Here is a 23,917-nt window from a genome sequence, read left to right on the forward strand (position 1 = left end):
CCATTTCTAATACATTACAAAAAATAGTAACAAAAATAACTTTTAACTTCCAGTGATATGATTTAGCTGTAAAATTCAGGTTTTAACAAACCAATGTACGGTAAATTTCTGTATTTTTGATCAAAATCCAAGCCGTATCCTACAACAAACCCATCTGGAATTTCTGTTCCAACGTATTTTACATTAACATCTAACTTTCTTTCTGCAACAGGCTTATCTAATAAGGTTACAATTTCAATGGATGCAACCTTTCTATACTGCAGAAATTCGATAATAGAATTTAAAGTTGTTCCAGTTTCAACAATGTCTTCAACAATCAGTATATGCCTACCTTCTACAGAAGTTGATAAGTCCTTAAGTATTTTAACCTCTCCAGTTGACTTTGTCCCAACATAGCTAGAGACATCCATGAAATCAATTTCCATGTGTGTATCCACATGCTTAATGAGGTCTGCCATAAACATAATTGATCCCTTTAAAAGGCCCACCATAATCGGCGTCTTACCTTCATAGTCTTTAGTGATTTTCTCTCCGAGACGTTTGTTAATTGCATCTATATCTGACTCAGAAAGTACAATTTCACTGATATCATTTTTTATTGTCATCTTCTTGCTCCTTCGTTATCTTTAAAATTCGATTTTCAGCTGGTTCAATTATATTATAAATGGTACCGACTGCAACAATTATACCGTGTTGATTCAAAACCACCGGCATCGCCTCTCTTTCGCTTGCCACTATCTTTTTATCGATAAAAAGACGACTGACTTTCTTACTACCGCCTTGTTTAAGTTGAACACGGTCACCATCTAATCTAGGACGTATAGTCAACGGAAGTTCATCACTCGGTAATTTTACCACGATATGATAATTATTATAAATAAAGTTCCCATTATCCTCAACAATCAGAGGTTCGCTAATGGGGCTTAACGTTGTTTTTTTTACATAAACTTGATCGTATTCGATATGTACTGTATGGGAATCAAGTTGATATACCGTCTGTGATGGTCCTGACATCAATGTTTGATCAAGTGATTCCAAAGCCTTTCGACTCATTATAGTTGATGACTCAGATAAGAGTGCATTTAAAATATATATTCTAACTAATGGACTATATTGTTTATAAGTTTCCCTCGAAAGACTACCATTACTAGTAAAGTTTTTAGCAAAACCACTAACAAAATCACTTAACGCATTTATGTCATTTTTTAGGCTCACTAACTGCTTTAAATCTAAAGTCTCTGTGTCTTCGATGTCTGGAACAATATGATGCCGAATATAATTTCTTGTGTAAGTATCTTCATGGTTACTTTCATCTTCAAAATACTTCACCATATGTGTGCGTTGATATTTCTTGATGTCTCTTTTACGTACCATCATCAGCGGCCTTGATATTTTTATACCTGCTCTTTCATTGGCTTCTGGTATACCGAGGTTGCCGTGTAAATACCGTCCAGTTAATAGCTGATGCAAGACAGTTTCATACTGATCATCCTCATGATGCGCCATCAACAAAACATTTAAACGATGTTTTTTTACAATATCTCTAAAGAATGCATACCGCTTTTTACGTCCTGCTTCTTGAGAAAAATGCCCCTCAAAATCAAGAACAACTGACTCAAAGTTTACACGATCTTTTTCAGTCATTTCTTTTATGTAAGCCGCCTCAGATATGGATGCAACTCTTTGATTATGATTAACGTGTAATACGGTCAAACTTTTATAAGTATCTTTGTAAGTCGTCGTCAAAAGATGATAGAGCACCATAGAGTCGATGCCACCAGACAAGGCCAGGCCAATATGACTTTTTGTTGTCCATGAAATATTCAACTTCAAAAGTAGCACCACCTTATAAAAACTAAAAAGGCTAGAGCGACTTGCTCTGGCCTCTTCATTTCATTATCTACGCCCTCTACCGCCACGACGTGACTCAGCTTGTCTCTTAATTGTAGACATTCTTTCTTCACTGTCTTTTAAGAACCCTGAAAGTTTTTTCTCAAAATCTTCAGGTGACGGTGCCTTCTGACGAGGTTTTGGTTTAGGTTTATCTTGTGCTTTCTTGATAGATAAACTAATCTTGTTATCATCACCGATAGATAATACTTTAACTTCTATTTCGTCACCGACTTTTAAGTGTTCATTGATGTCTTCTACATATTTGTCCGCTACTTCACTAATGTGAACCAAGCCTGTTTTACCGCCTGGTAACTCAACAAACGCACCAAATGGTTTAATCCCTGTAACTTTGCCGATAACTTTACTGCCCGCTTCAACTGACATGTTTATATAATATCCTCCCAAAATCGTTATACATTAATATATTAACACTTAATAAAGGAATAATCATTACATATGTAATGATTATTCCTTTTCCGGCCTTTCTTCTCCAGATTCACCTTCTGGTAAATTGAAGATTAGTTCTCCTTCTTCTGATAAGAAGAACTCACTTCTTGCTATACGTAATATATAGTTGTCATCATTTAATTGTTTAATCTGTTGCTCGAGATCCGAATGCTGCTTATTTTTATTGTCTAGGACTTCAGATGTTGCAGCAACTTCTTGCTCTAGCTCTTGATTGGCCTTCTTTTGATTAATGCCAATCATCAATAAGACGATAACGATTATCATTAGCACACTGCCAAAAACGAGGGCACGACGGCGTGACACACGCGCTTCAGTCTTTAATTGTTTCTTTTCACTATCTCTTTTTTTAGTATAGTTATTCAAAAGACGAACCACTTTGTTGTTCATTTTAGTCACACCTCTCCCATCGTTTTGTACATTATCCTTTATATACAAGATACATCAAATGAGCTTTGGTTTCTATTAAAATTCTGTTTCTTTTTCAATTTTTTCTTCTTTTAATACTTTATACATTCTTTCTGCATCTTCTTTTTTTGTTGTATCGTTTAATTGCATCACTTCATAAGTGACAATACTACGTCCAAATTTGATGACTAAGTGATCTCCAACTGATAAGTCAGTACCTGCTTTTGCCATACGTCCATTGACTTCGATACGACCATCATCACTAATCTCTTTTGCAAGTGTACGTCTTTTAATTATCCTTGATACTTTTAAAAATTTATCAAGTCTCATCTACATCATCCTTTAGCAAGGTTTTTAGTGGGGTATCTGAATGGATGGTTTCTTTCATCCATGCAAGCATTGTCGTTGCATATTCTTTTTCATGCTTAATTTTTTCTTTCTTACCTTCGGCTCTTTTCGCTTCTTGCCACACCTTATTTAAATCTTCCATTGACTCCACTGACTCATCGCCAAAAACATGTGGATGACGTCTAACTACTTTTTGATTTAAGGCAGCTAGAACATCATAGAAATCAAAGTAGCCATCTTTTTTACCTATTGCTGAATGCAAGGCGACTTGTAGAAGGATGTCTCCAAGTTCTTCTACAATACCTTCATCATCTTCATGCTCTATTGCTTCAATGACCTCATACGATTCTTCTAACAAGAATCGTTCAAGTGATTCATGGGTCTGTTCTTTATCCCACGGACAACCATCTTCCGATACTAGCTGGTCAAACACATCTACCATATGCGTGATTGTTCTATCCGCATATCGAATATCATCTTGTTTTGGAACAAACATACACATTAAGTTTGAGTCTGGTACATGATGATCAATTTCCGCGATAGTCGTTTCTATAATATGCTCATCTTCACTGCCAGCCTTGTCTACAAGGTAAGCTTTGGCATCGTAGTGATAATAATCTAGGAGTGTCACCTTCACTTCACTCACAGACAATTGATTATACACTTGAGTAATCAGTGTGTGCTTTTGGTAATCTAAGTCTTTTAAGGACAAATTCGTTCCGTCTAACAACTGAAAGTTCTCATTTACTGGAATATTTAATGCACTTATCACTTCATCTATAAAACTCTGACCACCTTTAATCTCGACGTTGACTTCACCTTTTCGCTTTCTGTCTAATAGCAGTTCAGTCGTCGTCTCGTAAAACATTGGATGCCCTGGTACAGCATAGGTGAGATTACCATGCTGAGCATCCTTCACTAAGGTATCAACGATACGTTCATACACTGCTTCGAAAGTTTCAGATGCCTCATAATATTCATCAAAACTGATTAATTTTATATCACTATCTTTTAAAAGTGACACTGCTGGATGGTCCATGGTTCTCAGATAAATTTTTTCTTCTGCTAATAGTGATTTGTAAACACCTAAGGGCATTTTATCGATATCAGATGTACCAAGCCCGATTACTGTGATTGTGTTCATGACACACCCTCCATTCTACTCTCTTGTATTGCTGCCATTACTGAGACTAAATCTTTAAGTTGTTTCGAGCGTATGGTTAGGTTGATTTCTCCACTCTTGACTGAAATCTTCAAGATTCTACTAAACGCTTGAGTGTCTTCAAATAATTTTTCACCATTGATTTCTGCTGTTGCAGATTGAGATACATTAAGATAGAAGTGACGTGCATCCTCAGATACTTTATAGATACCATATAGAAGTGCATATATTTTAACTTTAACTAAGTCAATTAATGTTTGTACTTCTGTTGGATACTCACCAAAACGGTCGATGAGTTCATCTTCTATATCTCTCAGAGTCTCTAGAGAATTTGCTTTTCTAAGACGCTTGTAAATATCAATCTTAGATTGCTCATGGGTAATATATGTTGCCGGAATATAAGCATCTGCTTCGATATTAATTGGAATATTAACCGGTTCTTCTTCTTTTTCAACACCCTGTTTTTCTTTTACTGCACTTTCTAACATATCACTATACATCTCATAACCAACTGAATCTATAAAGCCTGACTGATTCTTACCAAGTAAATTACCCGCTCCGCGTATATTCAAATCACGCATGGCAATCTTAAAGCCGGATCCAAGTTCAGTGTATTCCTTAATCGCTTCTAATCGTTTTTCTGCTACTTCTGTTAACACCTTATTCGGTTGATGGAATAAGTATGCATAAGAGATACGATTACTACGACCAACGCGCCCGCGTAATTGGTAAAGTTGACTCAAACCAAAACGGTCTGCATCTTCAATAATTAGCGTATTGGCATTCGGAACATCTACCCCGGTTTCAATGATAGTCGTGGTGACGATAACATCATACTCACCATTAACAAAGGCAAGCATGGTCTCTTCAATTTGCTTTTCAGTCATCTGTGCATGCATGACACCTACTGCAGCGTCTGGTACTAACATTTCTACGTGTGCCTGTTTGTTATAGATTGTCGCAACACTATTGTGGAGGTAAAAGACCTGCCCGTTTCTAGCAAGTTCCCTTTCAATCGCTTCTTTAACAAAGTTTCCATTGTATTCTAAAACATAGGTTTGAACTGGAAATCTATTTTCTGGTGGCGTTTCTATGACAGAAAGGTCTCTTACACCCGTTAAACTCATGTGTAAGGTTCTTGGAATTGGTGTTGCTGTTAAAGTTAAGACATCTACATTATTTTTCAACTGTTTAATCGCTTCTTTATGCTTAACTCCAAACCTTTGCTCCTCATCGACAATTAAAAGACCGAGATCTTTATACTCAATTGATTTACCTAAAATTTTATGCGTACCCACGACGATATCAATCTTTCCTTCTTTAAGTCCTACAGCAGTCTCTCTATTTTCTTTTGCCGTTCTAAAGCGAGACATCATCGCCACATTCACAGGGTAATCCTCAATTCTTTCGATTAAGCTTTCAAAGTGCTGGGCTGCGAGTATGGTTGTCGGCACTAAAAATGCGACTTGTTTGCCATCTTGAACCGCTTTAAATGCTGCACGAATTGCTACTTCGGTTTTTCCGTAACCGACATCACCACAAAGCAGTCGATCCATAGGCTTACTATCTTCCATGTCATTTTTAATTTCACGGATACTCGCTAGTTGGTCAGGCGTTGGTTCATAAGGGAAACGTGCTTCGAAAGCCTCTTGCATCTCTGTATCTGGACTATACTTAAACCCTTCAGACATCGCACGTTCTTGATAGAGTCGAATCAGTTCTTCTGCGATATCATTAACATTTTGCTGAACCTTCGCCTTAGTCCGTTTCCATTCAACACCACCAAGTTTATGCATCTTAGGTTGGCCGTCATCACTTGCCACATATTTTTGCACCAGGTCCATCTGATCCACAGGAATATACAGCTGGTCTGTCCCTTTGTACTGCAACTTCATATAGTCATTATGAATGCCGCTAACTTCAAGGGTTTCAATGCCTAGATATCGACCGACACCGTGATGAACATGGACGATATAATCACCAGGGTTTAATTCCTGATAAGATTTAATTTTCTCTGCGTTAGATAACTTCTTATTACGTTTTTTACGTTTTTGTACTTTGTTATACAATTCTTTAGAAGTTAAAATAGCTGCACTCATGTAAGGCAGGATAAAACCAGATTCTATAGCACCCGTCGTTAAGACAATACCTGAATCACTCGGTATATTTTCAATATAGCTTTGAATTTTTAGGTCTTCAAGAAGTTGCTTTGTTTTATTAAGCTCATCTTCGTCTCTTAAAATAATATTGATGAGATAGTCATTGTCCAACATCTTATTTAAATTCGACGCAAGAATGTCATACTGCCCATAGTAGATTTCTGCTGGTTTAACAGAAATTTTAATCATTTCTCCAATGGACACAGGCATACTTTTCATAAATAAATTAAAGTAAGTAACACCATTTAGGTTTAGCAATCTATCATACTGATGCTCTAAATAGTTGGCCGCACCTTTAAACATTTGTCCTGCTTCTAAGACAGAACTAAAGTAATTATTCACCGCTTCAAACTCTGCATCATAAGCTGATTTAATTGCATTGATATCATCTGCAAACACTCTATGCTTATCGGTCATATAATCTAGGAGCGATTGATCATGATCATCTAAGAGATGAGCGAATTGATTTAAGTGTTCTACAAGTAAATCAGGATGTGTCACCTTGTCATAATATTCATCTAATGACTCTTTAGCGACAGCCTGTAAGCCTTCAGAAGTCTCCTGATATAAGGTGTCAATTTTCTCTATCAATTCCACACGTTCACTCGGATCAACAATATATTCAGCATAGGGTTCAATTTTCACTGATTCAATATTTTCTAAAGAACGTTGAGTCTCTGGATCCAAAAGACGCAGTGAATCAATCTCATCGTCAAATAGCTCTACACGAAGAAATAAATCATGCATATAGATATCAATAATATCCCCTCGAACTGCAAATTCTCCGAAATTAGAGGCCTGATTCATACGTTTATATCCTAAACTAACTAAGAACTCGAGAAATTCATCGTAATCAAGTGTGCTTCCTAACTCTAATGTTTTTTCATAAGCTAACAATTTTTCTTTAGGCATCAACGGTTTTAATAAGGCATGTATAGGCACGATAAATAACCCTGGCTTCTCATGTAGCAAGGCCGATAAGGTCGACATTCTTGCCTTCATAAAATCAGGGCTTTGTTTAGACATGTTTTCAATCATGATGTCACCAACTGGGAAGGTATACACTTCATCCATAACGTCCATCATGCTATTTGCGAGCTTTTCCATGTGGTGGTTATTTTCAACAAAGACCACATTGGCACGCTCTGAGTTTTCTGTCAGTTCTTTGAGTAAGATTGGTTTAAAGTCATCATTTATTCCAGTGACAAGCAGGTTTTTATCATCATTGAATGAAATGATGCTCTGGACGCGTTCATCATTTAAGATGCGATCGCTAATTTTATTATGCATTCACATCACCATTATACTTATTCATTACATCTAGGAAGTCATTTGAAACAAAGCTTTGACACGCTTCAGATGACACTTCTAAAACTTTTTGTAAAGTATCTTCATCTACCTTACTAAACTTACCTAAGACATAACGTGTGATTGGCGTACTATCAGTTGGACGATCTATACCAAGGCGTATACGATTGTACTTTTCGCCACCTAGATGTTGATTCAGAGACTTGATACCGTTATGTCCACCACCGCTACCTTTTTGACGCAATCTTATACGACCAAGAGGTAGGTCAAGATCATCATAAATTACAACAATATCAGATAATTCGATATTATAGTAATCCACAAGTGGTCGCACACCTTCTCCAGATAGGTTCATAAACGTTTGTGGCTTAACCAGCATAATCTTTTCACCGTTGAGTACACCTGTTCCAAAGTGACACTTAAATTTCTGCTGATCTAAGGCTAGACCAAGGTCTTCTTGTAGTTGATCAATCGCCATAAAGCCTATGTTGTGCCTCGTTTTTTCATATTTAGCACCTGGATTCCCCAGGCCAATAATACATTTCATTTCGTCACCTCATAAACGTTAAAAAAGGCGATGGAAAGCCCACCGCCGTTGTGTTTAAAATGTTCAAGATTACTCTTCTTCTTTTTCAGAGTCTTCTTCATCTTTTTGTTCAGTTGCTTCAACTTCAGTTTCTTCTTCTTCAGAAACTTCTTCGTCTTCATCCGGTTCTTCAGTTGGCGCACTAATAATAATTAGTGAGTCTTCGTCTTCGTTTTCGATTACGAAGTTACCTTTTTCACGGATGTCTGCAACGTGAATTGCATCACCAATGTTAAGTTCTGAAATATCAACTTCGATAGTTTCAGGAATGTCAGCTGGTTTAGCAGTTACAGAAACTTCAAATAATGGCTGCTCGATTACGCCGCCTTCTTTTTGCCCTGGTGCCTCACCAGTTAATTCGATTTGAACATCAACAGTCACTTCAGTTTGCATGTTAATTGCAATGAAGTCGATGTGTAAAATTTGGTTTTTAAGTGAATCAAACTGATAGTCACTTACCATTACTTGTTTTGTACCGTTTTCTAATTCAAGATCGATAACGCCGTTACGTCCAACTTCACGGATTAGTTTGATGAATTCAACTTCATCAACTGATACTGAAGTACTTTCAGTTTCATAGCCATATACGACTGCTGGAACTTGTCCATTGTAACGGAGCTCGTTCAGTTCAGATTTCTTAGAATTTTCAGCTCTAGAGCTTGAGGCTAATTTAGCCATAGTTATTTCCACCTTTCATCAAATAAAGCAATTTATAATAACGCCTATCCTAACACATAGCCACGCATTATAATACCACAAAACACACTGTTTTGTAAAAAATATGTTAAATTATCACGTTTGGTCGAATAAAATACTTACGGATTCTTGCTCATGTACTCTGACAATTGCTTGTGCAAGCAGTTCACCTACAGACAGTTCAGTCACTTTCTCAATTTTCTTTTCTTCTGGTAATTGAATTGAATTTGTGACAACTAACTCTTTGATAACTGACTCTTCAATTCGTTCAACTGCAGGTCCAGAAAGTACTGGATGTGTACAACAAGCGTAAACATTTTTCGCACCTTTGTCTACGAGTGCTTGTGCAGCAATTTTAATCGTACCACCAGTATCAATAATGTCATCAATAATGATAGCTGTCTTACCATCAATTTCACCAACAATATTCATCACTTCTGCGACATTCGGACGCGGACGTCGTTTATCAATGATGGCAATTGGTGCTTTTAGGCGATCTGCCATACGTCGTGCACGCGTTACACCACCGTGGTCTGGTGACACGATAACGACTTCGTCTAAATTAATATCTTTATGTTCCAAGAAGTAATCACTTAAGATTGGTACACCCATGAGATGGTCGATTGGAATATCGAAAAATCCTTGGATTTGTGGTGCGTGTAGGTCAAGTGAAATCACACGGTTTGCACCAGCTGTTTCAATAAGATTAGCAACCAATTTGGCAGTGATTGGTTCACGCGCACGACTCTTTCTGTCTTGGCGTGCATAACCATAGTAAGGCATAACAATATTAATAGTATTCGCTGATGCACGTTTTAAGGCATCAATCATGATGAGTAATTCCATTAAGTTTTCATTTACCGGCTGACTTGTCGGTTGAATTACAAAAACATCGCAACCTCGCACACTTTCTTCAACGTTAACCTGAACCTCTTCATCAGAGAAACGATTAACTGTACACTTCCCAAGTGGAATACCGATGTGCTCAGCGATTTCTGCTGCTAGGGGTTCGTTACCTGTTAATGTAAATAGTTTCATTTTGTTAGAACTTTTGTTTTGATTGCTAGAAGCTAACATTTTGATCCTCCAAGTATTATTTTTTGTAGTAGCCGTCTTTTGTCGTTTGCTTACTTCTTGCGATTGCTAGACTATCATTTGGAACATCGTCTGTAATTGTAGATCCTGCTGCAGTTATAGAACGTTCTCCTACAGAAACCGGTGCAACTAAGTTCGTATTACAGCCAATAAACGCATCATCTCCGACCGTCGTTTTAAATTTGTTTACACCGTCATAGTTTACAGTGATTGCACCACAGCCGATATTTGCACGTTCACCAATTTCAGCATCCCCAATATAGCTTAGATGTGATACTTTAGCGCCGTCTTTTAAGACTGCTTTCTTCACTTCTACAAAGTTTCCAACTTTAACAGTAGACGCAAGTTTGGCCCCTGGACGAAGTTGTGCATACGGACCAACAGTCGTTTGATTACCGACTTCAGCATCTGATACTACTGAGTGTTTAATCTCGACTTCATCACCGATTAAACTATTAGAAATCTCACAGTTTGCAGAAATAATCGTACCTTCACCAATAACAGTGTTTCCTTTAAGTACAGTATTCGGATAAATAATAGTATCCATACCAATCTTAACACTTTCATCGATATATGTGTTTAGAGGATCGATAATTGTAACACCTTTTTCTAAATGTCCTTGGTTAATTCTCAATCTAAGTATTCTGGATGCCTCGGCAAGAAGCATACGATCATCAACACCGATAATTTCTTCATGGTCAGCAGTAACATAAGCACCAACACGTTGACCCTTGCTACTTAAAATACCAATGATATCTGATAGGTAATATTCACCAGCTTCATTATCGTTCGTTACTTTTCTTAAAGACTTAAACAACTCAACATTATTAAATAATGCAACACCAGCTGAAACTTCTTTTATATCTTTTTGTTCTTCTCTTAGTTCAGCTGCTTCTAAAATTTCTTTTACTGTGCCGTTTTCCTTACGAATGACACGTCCAAAACTTCCAGGATTTTCTGTATAAGCAGATAAAATTGTCGCTTTAAAACCAGTTTGTTCATGCTCACCTTGTAACATCGAGAGCGTGTTAGGACTAATTAATGGCGTATCGCCACATACAACGAGGGTCTCACCTTCTTGGTTTTGGAGCTCACTCTCTAACTGTTTAACAGCATCTGCTGTACCGAGCTGTTCTTTTTGTTCAACCGTTTTAATGTCTTCTGGTAAGATTGCTTTAACCGCTTCTGAATCATTACCTAAAACAACGTAAATCTCTGAAACACCTGCATCTTTCACACTATTGATCACTCTAGTAATCATTGGAATTCCACAAACTTCGTGTAATACTTTCGGTTGTTTTGAATTCATTCGCTTGCCTGTGCCAGCAGCAGTGATTATCGCTCTAACTTGCATAATTAACCCCCATTTAAATACGATGTTTTAATTATATTTCAGACTGTCACATCTTTCAAGACAGAGCTTAGGCCGGACACTAATGGCCCGGCCTAAAATCCAATTATTATTATCTTTCTTCGTCAGCTGTATCTTCAGTGACTTCAGGGCTATTTTCATCATTAACCCTTTCGTTTAAACTCTCGTCAGATTCTTCTGATGCTGTTGATTCAAGCGTACTATCTTCGTCTTCTGCTGGATCAGATTCCACTGTTGGTTCAACAGCCTCGTTTGAATCCTCAGACGCTGGATCTTCAGTTTCTTCATAGACACGCATCACTTCTTCTTGTACATGCTGACGCATCTCTGTGTTGATTGGGTGAGCAATGTCTCTAAATTCGCCGTCCGGAGTACGTTTACTCGGCATAGCGACAAACAGTCCATTATTACCATCGATGACGCGTAAGTCATGTACGACAAATGCCTCATCAAATGTCACAGATACTAACGCTTTCATTCTAGTATCTTGATTATTGACTTTTCGTAATCTTACATCTGTTATTTTCATGTGTTTGTCCTCCATAGATTTGTGTTTTAGATCCTCTGTGTAAAACGCTTATCTAACTAAGAACCCACTAAAATAACCAGTTATTCAAATGATGCGACGACTTCAATTTCTACTTTCGCATCTAATGGGAGCCGGCTAACTTCTACACATGATCTTGCTGGTAGTTTACCCGTAAAGTACGTCCCATAAACTTCATTAATTAACGCGAAATCGTTCATATCAGTAATAAAAATAGTAGTTTTAACCACATTTTCGTATGATAATTCAGCCGCTTCAAGGACGCCACCAACATTATCTAAGACTTGCTTCGTTTGCTCTTTGACGTCTTCAGACACAATCTTCCCCTCAAGTGTTAGTGGTACTTGTCCAGATGAGTAGAATAAGTTGCCTGTTTTGACACCGTGGCTGTATGGTCCAACGGCTGCTGGTGCTTTATTTGAATTGATTGGTTCCATGAATATCGACCTCCTAGTTTATCTATCTTTAATGTAATCTAAACAGTTGCCTTCTTCAACTACAAACGACTCGTTGTATTCATCAATTTCCGACACTTTAAGTAAGGAAGTATAGTCCTTGAAACGACGATTCGCAACTTGCTTTGCTTCAACAAGTACACTCACACCAGCAACCGTGGCATTGAACTCCTCCATGAGATTCGTAACGCCTGTGATCGATCCGCCAGCTCTAAGAAAGTCATCGACAACAAGTACATTTGATCCTTCTTTAAGAGTGCGTTTTGATAAGACCATCGTTTCAATCTTACGTGTCGAACCTGATACATAGTTAATTGAGACTGTTGACCCTTCTGTAACTTTGTTATCCTTTCTAATCACAGCAACAGGTACATTCAATTTACGTGCAACTGCATTAGCCAAGGAGATACCTTTAGTCGCTATCGTTACAACTGCATCGATTTCAACATCACCATACATCGTGGCTATTAAATCCCCGAAATCGTTCATCATCTTAGGATCTCCCATGATGTCCGACATGTATAAATAACCACCTGGTAAAAGCCTTTCACTTTCCTCTAATTCTTTTTTGAAGTATTTTATAATCTCTTCAGCACGTTCCAGACTAATTTTAGGGATAAACATTGCACCCCCATTTGCTCCAGCTGTGGTTTTTAAGACACCGAGCCCCTCTGAATCCATTACATCCTTAATTATTCTTATGTCCTCACTAATTGATGATTTCGCTTGGCTGAACTTCTCTACGTATGTTGTGAGTGGAATTAATTGGTTCGGATGTGAAACTAAATGCTGGGTCATATAGACCAATCGTTCACTGCGTTTAAATTTCATAACTTAACTCCTAATCCGTATTATTGACAACAATTCTAACATATATGTTCGGTTTTTAATACTTAGCCGAGTAATCTTATTCTATAAACTTCAGAACAGCATCCTTTAATCGCATTATATACGTGATTCGCTTGTCTTTCTTTTTTACATATTCCGAATACCGTCGGTCCACTACCACTCATCATCGCTCCATCAGCACCAGAATCTCTCATATTTTCTACAAGCTTTTTGACCTCTGGATACTTTTTGACCGTCACTTCTTCTAAATCATTTTTCAAGAGTCGAATAATTGAATCATAGTTTCCATCGATGATAGCTCTTTTCATTTCATTTGATGCTGGTTTGTTTTTACCAGGTTTTAAGGCTGAGTATATTGTTTTCGTCGACACGCTAATTTTGGGCTTGGCTAAAACAACCCATCCATGTGGTGGACTCGGTAGTCGCTCAATCATCTCACCGCGCCCTGTTGCAAGTGCCGTGCCACCATATACGCAAAATGGGATATCTGAGCCGAGCTCGGCAGATAAATCAGCTAGTGTCTCGAGTTCGATGCCGAGCTCGTACAAGGCATTCATGCCACGGAATGTCGCTGCCGCATCCGCTGAGCCACCAGCTAAACCAGCAGCAATTGGAATGTGTTTATCAATGTGAATCGTAACACCCGTTCTTATGTTATATCGCTTCATCATCAGCTCGGCGGCCTGATATGCTAAATTTCGCTTGTTAGTCGGCACAAATTGATTGTCAGTTTCTATGACTATCCTCTTGTCTGTCCTTTTTTCAAAGGACAGGTGGTCATTCAAATCCACTGTTGTCATAACCATGCTCACCTCATGATAGCCATCATTACGTTTATATAGCGTATCCAGTGTTAAATTTATTTTTGCAGGTGCTGTTTCATAGTGCATATTTCCATGTCCTTTGTTAGTTTATTAATCGTCTCGATATATGCGTTATTTTATCATATATTTAAAGATCTAAGGAGGTAAATTAAAACAACCCTCACCAGAAACGGTGCGGGTTGTTTAGAATTATATTAGTTATTAATTAATCATCTGATTTTCTTGCTTTGAAGCCCCATAGTGTCACTACGAAACTGACTGCGACCCAAGCGGCAAGGATAATGAACTCTTTAATTCCACCTTCACCGTTTAAAATGAAGATATGCTGGTATAAGGGGAAGTATTCGGCAATTTTTATAGCGATACTGTCTGGGTCCGTCACCAGTAGTTCGATATAGGGTGTAAAACCAAAGATGAACATGATTGGTATGAGGTACACTGATGTTGTGGCAACTGATTTCACAATCAGCCCAATCCCGATACCTAGGTTGATAAAGAACACACCGAGTAATATTAGGCTCACAATATTTTCCCCTGTCCAATAATCTGTTGGACCAATTACAAATATAGAGGCAACCAAGGAAATAATCGTCATCAATCCGATAACCATGCTCTTACCTACGATAATGTCCATAAAGGTAGCTGGTGATTGTAAAAGACCTCTTAAGGTGTCTTTTTCATTTTCTTCTGCAATCATCGTCATGATTGCACTGAAAGTCACTGCTGAAAATACGACTCCTGCGATGAGCGCTAGGGTTTCAGCAGGTAGTCCGCCTGTCGCGTCGCCTAGGTTAGTAAATAGAAAAGCTAAGATAATCGGAATTAGCACCGAAGTAAACAGCATCATATTCTTCATAAACTCTTTAAGGTCTTTTTCAAAAATCGCCATTATTCTAGTGATATTCATATTAATACAACTCCTTACCTGTTACTTTTTTGAACACTTCACCGAGGGTTGGGAAATCCGTTCTGACATCCACTGCAGCCTCATCAAGTAATACTGATTTTAAGAGGGCTTCGTTGTCCGCTGACTTATCAATCGTTTTTTGTGATCCGTCGTTATACGTGACATGAACGACATTACGCTTGTACTTATGTCTGAGCTCACTTGGTGAACCGTAATCTTGGATGACACCTTGATATAAAAAGGCAACATTGTCACAAAGTCTCGTTGCCTCATCCATATTATGTGTTGTGAGTAAGACTGTTGTGCCTTCATCTCTTAAAGCTTCTAACATCTCATGAATCTTTTCTGCCGTTGTTGGATCTAGTGCTGAAGTTGGTTCATCTAAGAATAGAATATCCGGCTTATGAATCACTGCCTTACATAGAAGAATTCTTTGCTTCATACCTTTAGATAATTTCGATACAGTTTTATCGATTTCATCTGCTAGGCCAACATCTTTTAGGACGCTTTCAACGGAACCCTTTGGTGCGCCGTATAATTTTCTAAATAGTTCTAAATTGTCTTTAACAGTTAATCTCTCATATAAGGAGCTCTTATCCGATAAAATCCCTAACTTACTTACATAATCGTTCTTGCCAAATTGTTCGTGATTAAAGCCATTCACAATTACCGTTCCACCATTAGGTTCAAATTCTCCCGTTAGTACTTTAATTGTTGTTGTTTTACCAGAACCACTTGGACCTAATAGACCAAATATTTGCCCTTTCTGCATTTCAAATGAAACACCTTTTAAGGCACGCTCACTGCCAAAATTCTTCTCTAAGTCATTTACTTTAATAATGCTCATGCTAATACCTCCAATTTCGTTTTCTTGTTCGTAATTCAAGCTTAAAAGAAATACAAAAAAGCCGCGATAAGATCGCGGCGAATTGTAGCTATTTCATTTTAAGTTGTGGTATTCAAGTGTTGTATTGTTATGAATTTTTACTAAGTTGTACCAAAAATAAGCTCAACTGTACTCAAATTTTTTCATCTATTTCTAAACTTCTATAGACAAGGAACCCTATTATACCAAGCCATACCAACAAAATAACGATAGGCATTACACTAGCGTTATTTTGTAATGCCATCAATTGGTAAACAGGTGTGATGTCTGCCAAAAACCTAATAAACGACACATTTGTGAGCCCCATGCTCTCAACTATGGGTGTCATACCGAGTAAGAACAAGATAATGACACCTGCAACTGCTGATGTTGTTTCTAGTTTTGTGCGAATACCAAATAGTATACCCAGTCCTAAAAATACTAGCATTGCTAGGAACAAGCCAAACGACAAACTGAGTGACAACATGTCTATACGATCAATAATCACAAGTGAGACAATGATTAACAGGGCTGACATTATGATTACAAGCGCACTTCTTCCAATGATCATTAAACAAAGATCCTTTTTATCTTTGACCACCATACGAATCATACCGTGCTCTATTTCATCTGCAAATAACATAAGTGGCACATTCGTTGTGACTGCAGCTAACACCGTTCCAATAATTATAAAGACCATGATATTTGGTATCGTTTCACCAGCATCTTGTCCAATCATACGGTAGATAAGTGCCATGCCTAATGGCATTAAAAATAGTATAAATACAGAATAATTTGCAAGGTACTCTTTAAAATCACGGTATATTGTTGCATAAATTTTGTGCATTTTAATAAGCCACCCTACCTATAATGTAATGAGACGCTCTTGAATTTCATTATGCTTCGTTCTTGATAAAGGAATTTTAGATTTTTCATGGTTATCGATAATCACAGAGTACGCATTCTTAGACCATGTAATTATCTCCTTCACCTTATGTAAGTTGACGATGTAGGAACGATGACATCGATAAAAACCGTGACTGCTCAACTCATCCTCTGCATTTTGTAAGGTTGTTTCCATCATAAATTTCTCACCATCTAGATTTATATAGACCTTACCATCCTGACTCTCTAAAAATTCAATATCACTAATGTCCACAAAAATCGTCTTATCATTTGCTTTGACTTTAATTTTTGTATTTTGCACTTCTTTATCATCAACTGTATTTTCTGACGTTTCTACAATTTTCAATCCATCCTCATTAATCTTCATAACGTCTGATTGTAATACAAAGGCATCTTCTAAACGAGAGGTTACCACAAGCAGTGACTTATTTTGGTCTATAAGTTGTTCCTTCATCTTATGAAAGAGATGAATATTATCGTTAATCGTATGTAAAAAAGGGTCAATAAACACAATGTGCTGTTCATCCGTTAACAGAGCTTGTATATAATTAAGCTTTTGTATCTCGTTTTTATTTTGTTTTGATAGTTTCTCATCAGGCGTTTCAATTCTAAATTGTTGAATTAAATCATCAACTTTTAGTGGACTATTATACCATTTTTTAAAGTAATGAATATGAGCTTTGAAAGTGATACGTTTATAAACAGGGATATCATTAGTAAACACATTGGCATCCGAATCCCTAACAACTTTCGATAGCCTCTCAAAATAATCGTAGGGCATCTGTACTGCATAAGTCTTGCCATTAACGAGTTGAATCTTATCTTCTGTTGGTTTACCAATCACAGTACCAATCTCTAAGTCCATTAAATAACCCTCCAAGCTAATTAATCTATTTAAATTTATCATGTAAACGTAATCATTACAATTTCATTGAATAATTGAGCTAAAAGACTTTATTTCTCTTTCGAAATAATGTATATTATTAATCAGTTACAAAATGTAACTCAATATTAATTACACACCTCGGAGGTATTTTAAATGACTAAAATTGGTATTGTAACTGGAAGTGTACGTGAAGGACGCGTCAACTTACAAGTTGCAGAATGGGTAAAAGAACAAGCAGATAAATTAAATCTAGATGCAGAATTCGAAATCGTAGACATCAAAGATTACGAGCTTCCACTTTTCAACGAAGCTATGCCACCAGCAATGGCTAATAAACAATACACAAGTGAAGACATCAACCGTTGGTCACAAAAAATTGACTCTTTAGACGGATTCATCTTCATCACACCTGAATACAACAAAGCTACTTCAACTGTACTTAAGAGTCAAATTGACTACTTAGGACCTGAATTTGGTAACAAAGCTACTGGTATCGTAGGTTACGGTTCAACACTTGGTGTTGCTGCTACACAATCTCTACGTCAAATCCTAGCAAACTTCAACGTTGCTACAGTTGGACCATTCGGCGCATTCAGCCTATTCACTGACTTCGAAAACATGTCAACTTTCAAGCCAGCTGAAGTACACACTGCAACAATCGAAGCAGTAATTGCAACTACAGCTAACTGGGCTAAAGCTCTAAAAACAATTAGATAAGTCAAAGCTTTATATACATTAAAACGCGTACACTTTATTGGTGTACGCGTTTTTTTATCTTACACTATCCCTGTACTATGTTCTTCATATTTACTCAACACATGTCGCTGGGCTTCTCTTTCATTAAAAGTCGCTTCAATCAAACGATCAATTCGGTAGTGAATATCGTCACTTTCTACACCTGTAGAACCAAAGTCAGAATCTATAGCATAAACATAACCTTGTACAATATTTGCCTTCATATAAGCTAAAATAGGCTTAAGTTGTTGCTCAGCAACTAAGTAATGTCTCTGAGATCCTGCTGTAATTACCATACCTACAGTCTTATTACGGAATCCATCTGGTGGAAGAAGATCGAATAAGTTTTTTAAAGGTGCGGGTATCGAAGCTTGGAAGATTGGTGTCCCTATAAAGACCACATCCGCTTCCATTATTTGTTTTAAAGCACTGGATGTTGAATCATCATAATCTAAATAATTCCTGCCATCACTATAGGGCATATCATAGTCTTTTAAGTCTATATAAGAAATTTCATAATCACTGTACTTCTCATCAATTTTTTCCTTAATTTCAGTTGTAATCTTTCGTGTTTTACTGCCTACAACTGAACCACTCACTATGGCCACTTTCATTTATAGCCCTCCTTAGACATTCATTTATACCTATCATATATAATTCAGACTAATTCAGTCAGTTATTTAGCTCATAAATTAAAAAAACCATCCTAAAGGATGGTTTGTCATATGTTATTGAATAAGAAATTCTTCTGTAAAATCGTCATTATAGAATGTTACTTCTACATTTGATGTTAGAACGTCGGTGTATGTATATGATACACGTTCGAAATTGTGCTCGTCTTGATCTAGTTCAACTACGAAAATCGATGGATATGTTTCTCTTAAAATACCTTTTCTTTCAATCAACTTCTTGCGTCCTCCGTTTGCACGAAGCACACATGGATTTCCTAACTGACAATCAAGAATCTTTTTGATGTCGATTAATGTTTTTGGCATTATACCCCACCTCACTAGATTCATTATATCAAGTTTACATAATTTTGTCAAAAATTAGCCAATAACTGTGCAAATTACACAATTTCCAAGTCACTTTTCTTGAAAGCTTCATAAATTTTTTGATAATCTTCTAAGTTTAAACTTTCCCCTCTGCGATTTGCTTCTATACCTGCATCCTCAAATAGTTGCCTAATCTCATCTTTTTTCTTTTTCCCGTCTAAAAATAGACTTTGATAATTATTTAATATCGTTTTTCTACGATGTAAAAAGGCCCCTCTTGTTAATTTAAAGAATGTTGATTCATCATCAACCTGAACCTTTTTCTCTCTTCTCGTTTTCAATTCTACGATGATTGAATCCACATTAGGTGGTGGCATGAATACAGTTTTTGGTACATTTTGTACTGTCTTCGCTTCAGTGTAATAATCAATCGCAATCGATAAAGACCCGTATGCTTTCGTATTTGCTACTGCACTAATTCGTTCTCCAACTTCTTTTTGCATCATGACATAGTAGCGAGATATTGGGAGATTACCAGTTAAGAAATTCATCAATATCGGTGTTGTAATGTAGTAAGGAAGATTTGCCACAACAACGATTTCATCACAGTCTGACAGATGTGTTTCAATACTATTTGGTACATCTGCTTCTAATATATCTTCATTGATTACTGTCACATTATCATATTCACTTAAAGTATCATCTAAAACTGGAATTAAACGTTGGTCAATTTCAAAAGCGAGTACTTTTTTAGCATGAATCGCCAAATGTTCAGTCAAAGAACCAATCCCAGGACCAACTTCAATGACACCAGTATTTTTATCGATATTTGCTTTATGGATAACTTCCCTAATGACATTTGAATCAATTAAAAAATTCTGTCCAAGACTCTTTTTAAATGTAAAACCATGCTTTGCTAAAATTTCTTTTGTCCGACCTGCACTTGCGATATATTTCATATTTAACTCCTCTTATCTTCAGCTAATATCTCAGCTATTTTTTCACGTGTTATGCCATAACGATTGAGTTTATTTCGAAGTGCGGATGCATTTGCATATCCAATATTTAAACGATCTGTTAGGTACGCTCTACGCGCTTTGGATTCCCTGTCACCAGACAAACCAAAATCCTGCATATCTTTAATACTAATCACTTCTGTATCTATTTCAACACTCGTCACAGAATGCTTAAGGGCCTGTCTGATATCTTCTATTGAAGCATGTTCAACGCCTAAACTCTGCCCCACTTTACCTTTTGCCTTTCTTTTTGGCAAAAATGCTTCCTTTATATTTGGAAATCGCGCTATTATTGTATTTCTAATTTTATGTCCTGGAAAATCAGGGTCAGTAAATATAATGGCTCCTCTCGTATTGAGGGCGACTTCTATTTCTCTTAATGTTCTTTCGTTAATCGCTGAGCCATTCGTTTCAATCGTTTGGCAAATGACAGATTCTTTTAAACGCCTCGTGTCATCTCTACCTTCAACGATTACAACTTCTTTTATGATGGGTTTATCCATAAGTTCACCTCTATATCCGCTTAGTATCATACCATAATTTAATATAAAAAATATCAGTGTTTTACCTTGACTGTGCAAAGTAAAACACTGATTTTTATAAATTGAACAGACGTTCAGCATTTTCAGTTGTTGCTTGACCTAGAGCTTCATATGAAATGTTGCGAAGTTCCGCAATTTTCTCTGCCACTAATTTAACATGTGCAGGTTCATTTCTTTTCCCTCTATATGGATGAGGTGTTAAATACGGGGCATCCGTTTCAACAAGTAAACGATCTAATGGAACATGAACTGCAATATCCTTAGGTAGCTGTGCATTTTTAAAAGTCACAGGACCACCTAAAGAAACATAGAAATTCATTGCGATAATCTCATCTGCAGTACGTTCATCTGCAGAAAAAGCATGCATAATACCACCGACTTCATGTGCATCCTCTTCTTTTAAGATTTCTACACAATCAGCAGTTGACTCTCTATTATGAATGATAATAGGTAAATTCACCCGTTTAGCTAAGGCAATTTGTTTTCTAAACAATTCTTTTTGTACGTCTTTAGGTGACTTATCCCAATGATAATCAAGACCAGTTTCACCGATACCGACAATTTTCTCATGCTTAGACAATTCCTCGATCCACTTGAGGTCATCATCCGTACAATCGATTGCATCCACAGGATGCCAGCCAATGACACCGTATATATCATCATACTCATCAATCATTTCCATAGTACGCTCGATGGATTCACGGTCACAGCCAACAACCACCATCTTTTCAATACCATTGTCTCTTGCTCTGTCGATGACTGCTTCTAAGTCTTCATTATATTGTTCTGCATTTAAGTGGACATGTGTATCGATTAACACAAAATCACTCCCGTATTATTTTACAACGCTACCATTCTCAATACCATCTGGTACGTCAATTAGTGTCAGGCGATTTCCTTTTTCTGCTGTTAAAATCATGCCTTCAGATTTTTCACCACGAAGTTTTACAGGTTGTAGGTTAGTTACAACAAGTACCTTCTTACCAATGATATCTCCTGGCTCGTAATGTTCATGGATACCTGAAACTATCTGACGTTCTTCATTACCTAAATCGACTTGTATTTTAAGTAATTTATCCGCTTTTTTAACAGCTTGTGCTCCAACAATAGTGGCAACTTTAATTTCTACTTTGTTAAAGTCATCAATTGTTATCGTGTCGTTCTCAGCATCATCAGCTTCTTCTACAGGTGTTGAAGGTTTCATTTGATCCTTAATATGTTGAACCTCTTCTTCGACATCGAGTCTAGGATAGATTGGGTTCGGTTTCGATAAAGCTCCGGCGGGCTTAATGACACCGTAAGTTAAAGTAGAATCATAAGTCTGTTGATCTTCATCAAAAATATTTAATTGCTTAAATATTTCTTTAGGCCCGTGAGGTAGATATGGTTTTAATAGAACCGCTGCAATACGGATATTCTCCGCTAAGTGCACCATAACATTACCAAGCTCATCTTTCTTCGATTCATCTTTCGCTAAGACCCATGGAGTTGTTTCATCGATATATTTATTTGAGCGGCTAATAATCGTCCATACTGCTCTTAATGCAGTATTGAACTTCATATTTTCCATTGCTATTTCATATTCGCTGATGTTTTCAGCTACAACAGCTTCAAGGTTTTTATCGATATCATTATGCGCACCTGTATAGCTAGGTAACTCTCCATCAAAGTACTTATTAATCATTGAAATCGTACGGTTGACGAGGTTACCGAGATCGTTTGCTAAATCAAAGTTTGTTCTTTCGATAAATGACTCGGGTGTAAATACACCATCGGAACCGAAAGGTACTTCACGCATTAAGTAATATCTCAGTGAATCAAGACCATATCTTTCAACGATTTGGTCAGGGTAAATTACGTTACCTTTAGATTTAGACATCTTACCATCTTTCATGAGTAACCAACCGTGACCGAGTAACTTTTTAGGCAATGGTAAATCTAGTGCCATTAACATAATTGGCCAATAGATTGAGTGGAAACGTACAATTTCCTTACCGATCATGTGCACATCTGCAGGCCAATATTTTTTAAATAGTTCATCATCATCTGATGCATAGCCGAGTGCTGTAATGTAGTTTGCTAATGCATCAATCCAAACATAGACCACGTGTTTCGGGTCAGATTTTACTGGTACACCCCAAGAAAATGTCGTTCTAGAAACAGCCAGGTCTTCTAAGCCAGGTTTAATGAAGTTATTCAGCATTTCATTCTTACGTGTTTCCGGTTGAATAAAGTCAGGATGATCTTCATAGTATTGAACCAGACGATCCGCATATTTACTCATTCTAAAGAAATAGCTTTCCTCTTTTACGAGTTCAACATCGTGTCCACTTGGTGCGCGGCCACCAATCATATTGCCCTCATCATCCCGGTACACTTCTTCCAACTGAGTTTCAGTAAAGAATTCTTCATCTTGTACTGAATACCAACCTTCATATTCACCTAGATAGATATCGCCTTGTTCAAGTAAACGTTCAAAGATATATTGAACTGCTTTTTTATGCTTTTCACTTGTCGTACGTATAAATTGATCATAGGTGATATCTAACATCTGCCATAAGTCTTTCATGGATTTTGCCATATCATCAACATAATTCTGAGGTGATATACCCATGTCTTCTGCTTTTTGCTCAATTTTTTGCCCGTGCTCATCCGCACCGGTTAAATAATAAACATCATACCCACGCATTCGTTTATACCTAGCCATTACGTCACATGCTATCGTAGTATAAGCATTACCGATATGGAGCTTTCCACTCGGATAATAAATTGGCGTCGTGATATAAAATGTTGGTTTTGTCATGGAAAATCCTCCTATAATATACTAATCTACTATATCTAAAATATGTATTTTTTTCAATTACAAGCAGTTTTTAATAGTTTTTAAATTCATTATGT

General features: G+C 37.0%; 25 protein-coding genes and 1 pseudogene. 1 reads left to right on the plus strand and 25 read right to left on the minus strand.

The genetic code is table 11. The annotated features are described in order from the left end of the window. Positions 1–62: 62 nt before the first annotated feature. From hpt to H624_RS0102570, 19 genes and pseudogenes are all read right to left on the minus strand, one after another. Complete coding sequence (hpt, locus tag H624_RS0102480) at positions 63–605, minus strand: hypoxanthine phosphoribosyltransferase (protein ID WP_211220881.1); 543 nt, start codon at positions 603–605, stop codon at positions 63–65. Continuing rightward, on the minus strand, positions 589–1,833 hold the full coding sequence (gene tilS / locus H624_RS0102485) for a tRNA lysidine(34) synthetase TilS (protein WP_026866179.1): 1,245 nt from the start codon (positions 1,831–1,833) through the stop codon (positions 589–591). Before tilS ends, hpt begins: the two co-directional genes overlap by 17 nt. A gap of 63 nt (positions 1,834–1,896) precedes the next feature. After that, positions 1,897–2,277 (minus strand): S1 domain-containing RNA-binding protein, encoded by a 381-nt coding sequence (locus H624_RS0102490; protein WP_026866180.1) that lies wholly within the window; start codon positions 2,275–2,277, stop codon positions 1,897–1,899. An 81-nt stretch (positions 2,278–2,358) separates the two neighbouring features. Further along, positions 2,359–2,748 carry an FtsB family cell division protein gene (locus tag H624_RS0102495; RefSeq protein ID WP_035855733.1) on the minus strand — a complete coding sequence of 130 codons (390 nt, stop codon included), beginning with the start codon at positions 2,746–2,748 and terminating at the stop codon, positions 2,359–2,361. 75 nt (positions 2,749–2,823) lie between these two features. After that, complete coding sequence (locus H624_RS0102500) at positions 2,824–3,096, minus strand: RNA-binding S4 domain-containing protein (RefSeq protein WP_026866182.1); 273 nt, start codon at positions 3,094–3,096, stop codon at positions 2,824–2,826. Then, positions 3,086–4,258, minus strand: a complete 1,173-nt coding sequence (locus H624_RS0102505) for a MazG nucleotide pyrophosphohydrolase domain-containing protein (protein ID WP_026866183.1) — start codon at positions 4,256–4,258, stop codon at positions 3,086–3,088. Before H624_RS0102505 ends, H624_RS0102500 begins: the two co-directional genes overlap by 11 nt. Continuing rightward, entirely contained in the window at positions 4,255–7,725 is a 3,471-nt protein-coding gene (gene mfd / locus H624_RS0102510) for a transcription-repair coupling factor (RefSeq protein ID WP_026866184.1), read from the minus strand. The genes H624_RS0102505 and mfd overlap by 4 nt, the downstream gene beginning before the upstream one ends. After that, the gene (pth, locus tag H624_RS0102515) at positions 7,718–8,290 is read right to left on the minus strand and encodes an aminoacyl-tRNA hydrolase (protein WP_026866185.1); all 573 of its coding nucleotides are present in this window, start codon (positions 8,288–8,290) and stop codon (positions 7,718–7,720) included. Before pth ends, mfd begins: the two co-directional genes overlap by 8 nt. 69 nt (positions 8,291–8,359) lie before the next feature. Then, a complete protein-coding gene (locus H624_RS0102520; protein ID WP_026866186.1) occupies positions 8,360–9,007 on the minus strand; it encodes a 50S ribosomal protein L25/general stress protein Ctc in 648 nt (215 codons plus the stop codon). 114 nt (positions 9,008–9,121) lie between these two features. After that, positions 9,122–10,063: a ribose-phosphate diphosphokinase gene (locus H624_RS0102525; RefSeq protein ID WP_371807501.1), complete on the minus strand. Its 942-nt coding sequence runs from the start codon at positions 10,061–10,063 to the stop codon at positions 9,122–9,124. 55 nt (positions 10,064–10,118) lie between these two features. After that, positions 10,119–11,474: a bifunctional UDP-N-acetylglucosamine diphosphorylase/glucosamine-1-phosphate N-acetyltransferase GlmU gene (gene glmU, locus H624_RS0102530; protein ID WP_026866188.1), complete on the minus strand. Its 1,356-nt coding sequence runs from the start codon at positions 11,472–11,474 to the stop codon at positions 10,119–10,121. Between the two features lie 262 nt (positions 11,475–11,736). Further along, positions 11,737–12,021 (minus strand): annotated as a pseudogene (gene spoVG / locus H624_RS11505) (septation regulator SpoVG); the annotation flags it as partial. A gap of 80 nt (positions 12,022–12,101) precedes the next feature. Further along, the gene (locus H624_RS0102540; protein WP_026866189.1) at positions 12,102–12,476 is read right to left on the minus strand and encodes a RidA family protein; all 375 of its coding nucleotides are present in this window, start codon (positions 12,474–12,476) and stop codon (positions 12,102–12,104) included. A gap of 18 nt (positions 12,477–12,494) precedes the next feature. Beyond that, positions 12,495–13,325, minus strand: coding sequence for a pur operon repressor (gene purR / locus H624_RS0102545; protein WP_026866190.1), 831 nt, complete (start codon positions 13,323–13,325; stop codon positions 12,495–12,497). Between the two features lie 62 nt (positions 13,326–13,387). Then, positions 13,388–14,233 carry a 4-(cytidine 5'-diphospho)-2-C-methyl-D-erythritol kinase gene (ispE, locus tag H624_RS0102550; RefSeq protein WP_026866191.1) on the minus strand — a complete coding sequence of 282 codons (846 nt, stop codon included), beginning with the start codon at positions 14,231–14,233 and terminating at the stop codon, positions 13,388–13,390. A gap of 139 nt (positions 14,234–14,372) precedes the next feature. Next, complete coding sequence (locus H624_RS0102555; protein ID WP_026866192.1) at positions 14,373–15,074, minus strand: ABC transporter permease; 702 nt, start codon at positions 15,072–15,074, stop codon at positions 14,373–14,375. A gap of 1 nt (position 15,075) precedes the next feature. Further along, the gene (locus tag H624_RS0102560) at positions 15,076–15,921 is read right to left on the minus strand and encodes an ABC transporter ATP-binding protein (RefSeq protein ID WP_035855739.1); all 846 of its coding nucleotides are present in this window, start codon (positions 15,919–15,921) and stop codon (positions 15,076–15,078) included. A gap of 172 nt (positions 15,922–16,093) precedes the next feature. Beyond that, positions 16,094–16,786: a hypothetical protein gene (locus tag H624_RS0102565; RefSeq protein ID WP_026866194.1), complete on the minus strand. Its 693-nt coding sequence runs from the start codon at positions 16,784–16,786 to the stop codon at positions 16,094–16,096. Positions 16,787–16,804: 18 nt separating this feature from the next. Beyond that, positions 16,805–17,710: a LytTR family DNA-binding domain-containing protein gene (locus H624_RS0102570; protein ID WP_035855742.1), complete on the minus strand. Its 906-nt coding sequence runs from the start codon at positions 17,708–17,710 to the stop codon at positions 16,805–16,807. A gap of 174 nt (positions 17,711–17,884) precedes the next feature. Between H624_RS0102570 and H624_RS0102575 the strand changes: the two genes are divergently transcribed. After that, positions 17,885–18,448: an NADPH-dependent FMN reductase gene (locus H624_RS0102575; protein ID WP_026866196.1), complete on the plus strand. Its 564-nt coding sequence runs from the start codon at positions 17,885–17,887 to the stop codon at positions 18,446–18,448. Positions 18,449–18,507: 59 nt separating this feature from the next. Here the strand turns inward: H624_RS0102575 and H624_RS0102580 are convergent, their stop codons facing one another. The 6 genes from H624_RS0102580 to metG all read right to left on the minus strand — a co-directional run bounded on the left by H624_RS0102580 (position 18,508) and on the right by metG (position 23,822). Then, positions 18,508–19,080, minus strand: coding sequence for an NADPH-dependent FMN reductase (locus H624_RS0102580; RefSeq protein ID WP_026866197.1), 573 nt, complete (start codon positions 19,078–19,080; stop codon positions 18,508–18,510). 114 nt (positions 19,081–19,194) lie between these two features. Next, the gene (locus H624_RS0102585) at positions 19,195–19,461 is read right to left on the minus strand and encodes a Veg family protein (RefSeq protein WP_026860087.1); all 267 of its coding nucleotides are present in this window, start codon (positions 19,459–19,461) and stop codon (positions 19,195–19,197) included. A gap of 74 nt (positions 19,462–19,535) precedes the next feature. Further along, positions 19,536–20,420 carry a 16S rRNA (adenine(1518)-N(6)/adenine(1519)-N(6))-dimethyltransferase RsmA gene (rsmA, locus tag H624_RS0102590; protein ID WP_026866198.1) on the minus strand — a complete coding sequence of 295 codons (885 nt, stop codon included), beginning with the start codon at positions 20,418–20,420 and terminating at the stop codon, positions 19,536–19,538. A 2-nt stretch (positions 20,421–20,422) separates the two neighbouring features. Continuing rightward, entirely contained in the window at positions 20,423–20,980 is a 558-nt protein-coding gene (gene rnmV, locus H624_RS0102595) for a ribonuclease M5 (RefSeq protein ID WP_026866199.1), read from the minus strand. Positions 20,981–21,074: 94 nt separating this feature from the next. Then, positions 21,075–21,839: a TatD family hydrolase gene (locus H624_RS0102600; RefSeq protein WP_026866200.1), complete on the minus strand. Its 765-nt coding sequence runs from the start codon at positions 21,837–21,839 to the stop codon at positions 21,075–21,077. Between the two features lie 15 nt (positions 21,840–21,854). After that, positions 21,855–23,822, minus strand: a complete 1,968-nt coding sequence (gene metG, locus H624_RS0102605) for a methionine--tRNA ligase (protein ID WP_026866201.1) — start codon at positions 23,820–23,822, stop codon at positions 21,855–21,857. Between the last annotated feature and the right edge of the window lie 95 nt (positions 23,823–23,917).

The sequence above is a fragment of the Jeotgalicoccus marinus DSM 19772 genome (assembly GCF_000425825.1).
GTDB lineage: Bacteria > Bacillota > Bacilli > Staphylococcales > Salinicoccaceae > Jeotgalicoccus > Jeotgalicoccus marinus.

What these genes read in the sequence shown, in the direction of transcription:
- hpt (WP_211220881.1), bottom strand. Translation starts at nt 605, where the DNA reads ATGACAATAAAAAATGATATCAGTGAAATTGTACTTTCTGAGTCAGAT.
- H624_RS0102490 (WP_026866180.1), bottom strand. Translation starts at nt 2,277, where the DNA reads ATGTCAGTTGAAGCGGGCAGTAAAGTTATCGGCAAAGTTACAGGGATT.
- H624_RS0102495 (WP_035855733.1), bottom strand. Translation starts at nt 2,748, where the DNA reads ATGAACAACAAAGTGGTTCGTCTTTTGAATAACTATACTAAAAAAAGA.
- H624_RS0102500 (WP_026866182.1), bottom strand. Translation starts at nt 3,096, where the DNA reads ATGAGACTTGATAAATTTTTAAAAGTATCAAGGATAATTAAAAGACGT.
- H624_RS0102505 (WP_026866183.1), bottom strand. Translation starts at nt 4,258, where the DNA reads ATGAACACAATCACAGTAATCGGGCTTGGTACATCTGATATCGATAAA.
- mfd (WP_026866184.1), bottom strand. Translation starts at nt 7,725, where the DNA reads ATGCATAATAAAATTAGCGATCGCATCTTAAATGATGAACGCGTCCAG.
- pth (WP_026866185.1), bottom strand. Translation starts at nt 8,290, where the DNA reads ATGAAATGTATTATTGGCCTGGGGAATCCAGGTGCTAAATATGAAAAA.
- H624_RS0102520 (WP_026866186.1), bottom strand. Translation starts at nt 9,007, where the DNA reads ATGGCTAAATTAGCCTCAAGCTCTAGAGCTGAAAATTCTAAGAAATCT.
- H624_RS0102525 (WP_371807501.1), bottom strand. Translation starts at nt 10,063, where the DNA reads ATGAAACTATTTACATTAACAGGTAACGAACCCCTAGCAGCAGAAATC.
- glmU (WP_026866188.1), bottom strand. Translation starts at nt 11,474, where the DNA reads ATGCAAGTTAGAGCGATAATCACTGCTGCTGGCACAGGCAAGCGAATG.
- H624_RS0102540 (WP_026866189.1), bottom strand. Translation starts at nt 12,476, where the DNA reads ATGGAACCAATCAATTCAAATAAAGCACCAGCAGCCGTTGGACCATAC.
- purR (WP_026866190.1), bottom strand. Translation starts at nt 13,325, where the DNA reads ATGAAATTTAAACGCAGTGAACGATTGGTCTATATGACCCAGCATTTA.
- ispE (WP_026866191.1), bottom strand. Translation starts at nt 14,233, where the DNA reads ATGCACTATGAAACAGCACCTGCAAAAATAAATTTAACACTGGATACG.
- H624_RS0102555 (WP_026866192.1), bottom strand. Translation starts at nt 15,074, where the DNA reads ATGAATATCACTAGAATAATGGCGATTTTTGAAAAAGACCTTAAAGAG.
- H624_RS0102560 (WP_035855739.1), bottom strand. Translation starts at nt 15,921, where the DNA reads ATGAGCATTATTAAAGTAAATGACTTAGAGAAGAATTTTGGCAGTGAG.
- H624_RS0102565 (WP_026866194.1), bottom strand. Translation starts at nt 16,786, where the DNA reads ATGCACAAAATTTATGCAACAATATACCGTGATTTTAAAGAGTACCTT.
- H624_RS0102570 (WP_035855742.1), bottom strand. Translation starts at nt 17,710, where the DNA reads ATGGACTTAGAGATTGGTACTGTGATTGGTAAACCAACAGAAGATAAG.
- H624_RS0102575 (WP_026866196.1), top strand. Translation starts at nt 17,885, where the DNA reads ATGACTAAAATTGGTATTGTAACTGGAAGTGTACGTGAAGGACGCGTC.
- H624_RS0102580 (WP_026866197.1), bottom strand. Translation starts at nt 19,080, where the DNA reads ATGAAAGTGGCCATAGTGAGTGGTTCAGTTGTAGGCAGTAAAACACGA.
- H624_RS0102585 (WP_026860087.1), bottom strand. Translation starts at nt 19,461, where the DNA reads ATGCCAAAAACATTAATCGACATCAAAAAGATTCTTGATTGTCAGTTA.
- rsmA (WP_026866198.1), bottom strand. Translation starts at nt 20,420, where the DNA reads ATGAAATATATCGCAAGTGCAGGTCGGACAAAAGAAATTTTAGCAAAG.
- rnmV (WP_026866199.1), bottom strand. Translation starts at nt 20,980, where the DNA reads ATGGATAAACCCATCATAAAAGAAGTTGTAATCGTTGAAGGTAGAGAT.
- metG (WP_026866201.1), bottom strand. Translation starts at nt 23,822, where the DNA reads ATGACAAAACCAACATTTTATATCACGACGCCAATTTATTATCCGAGT.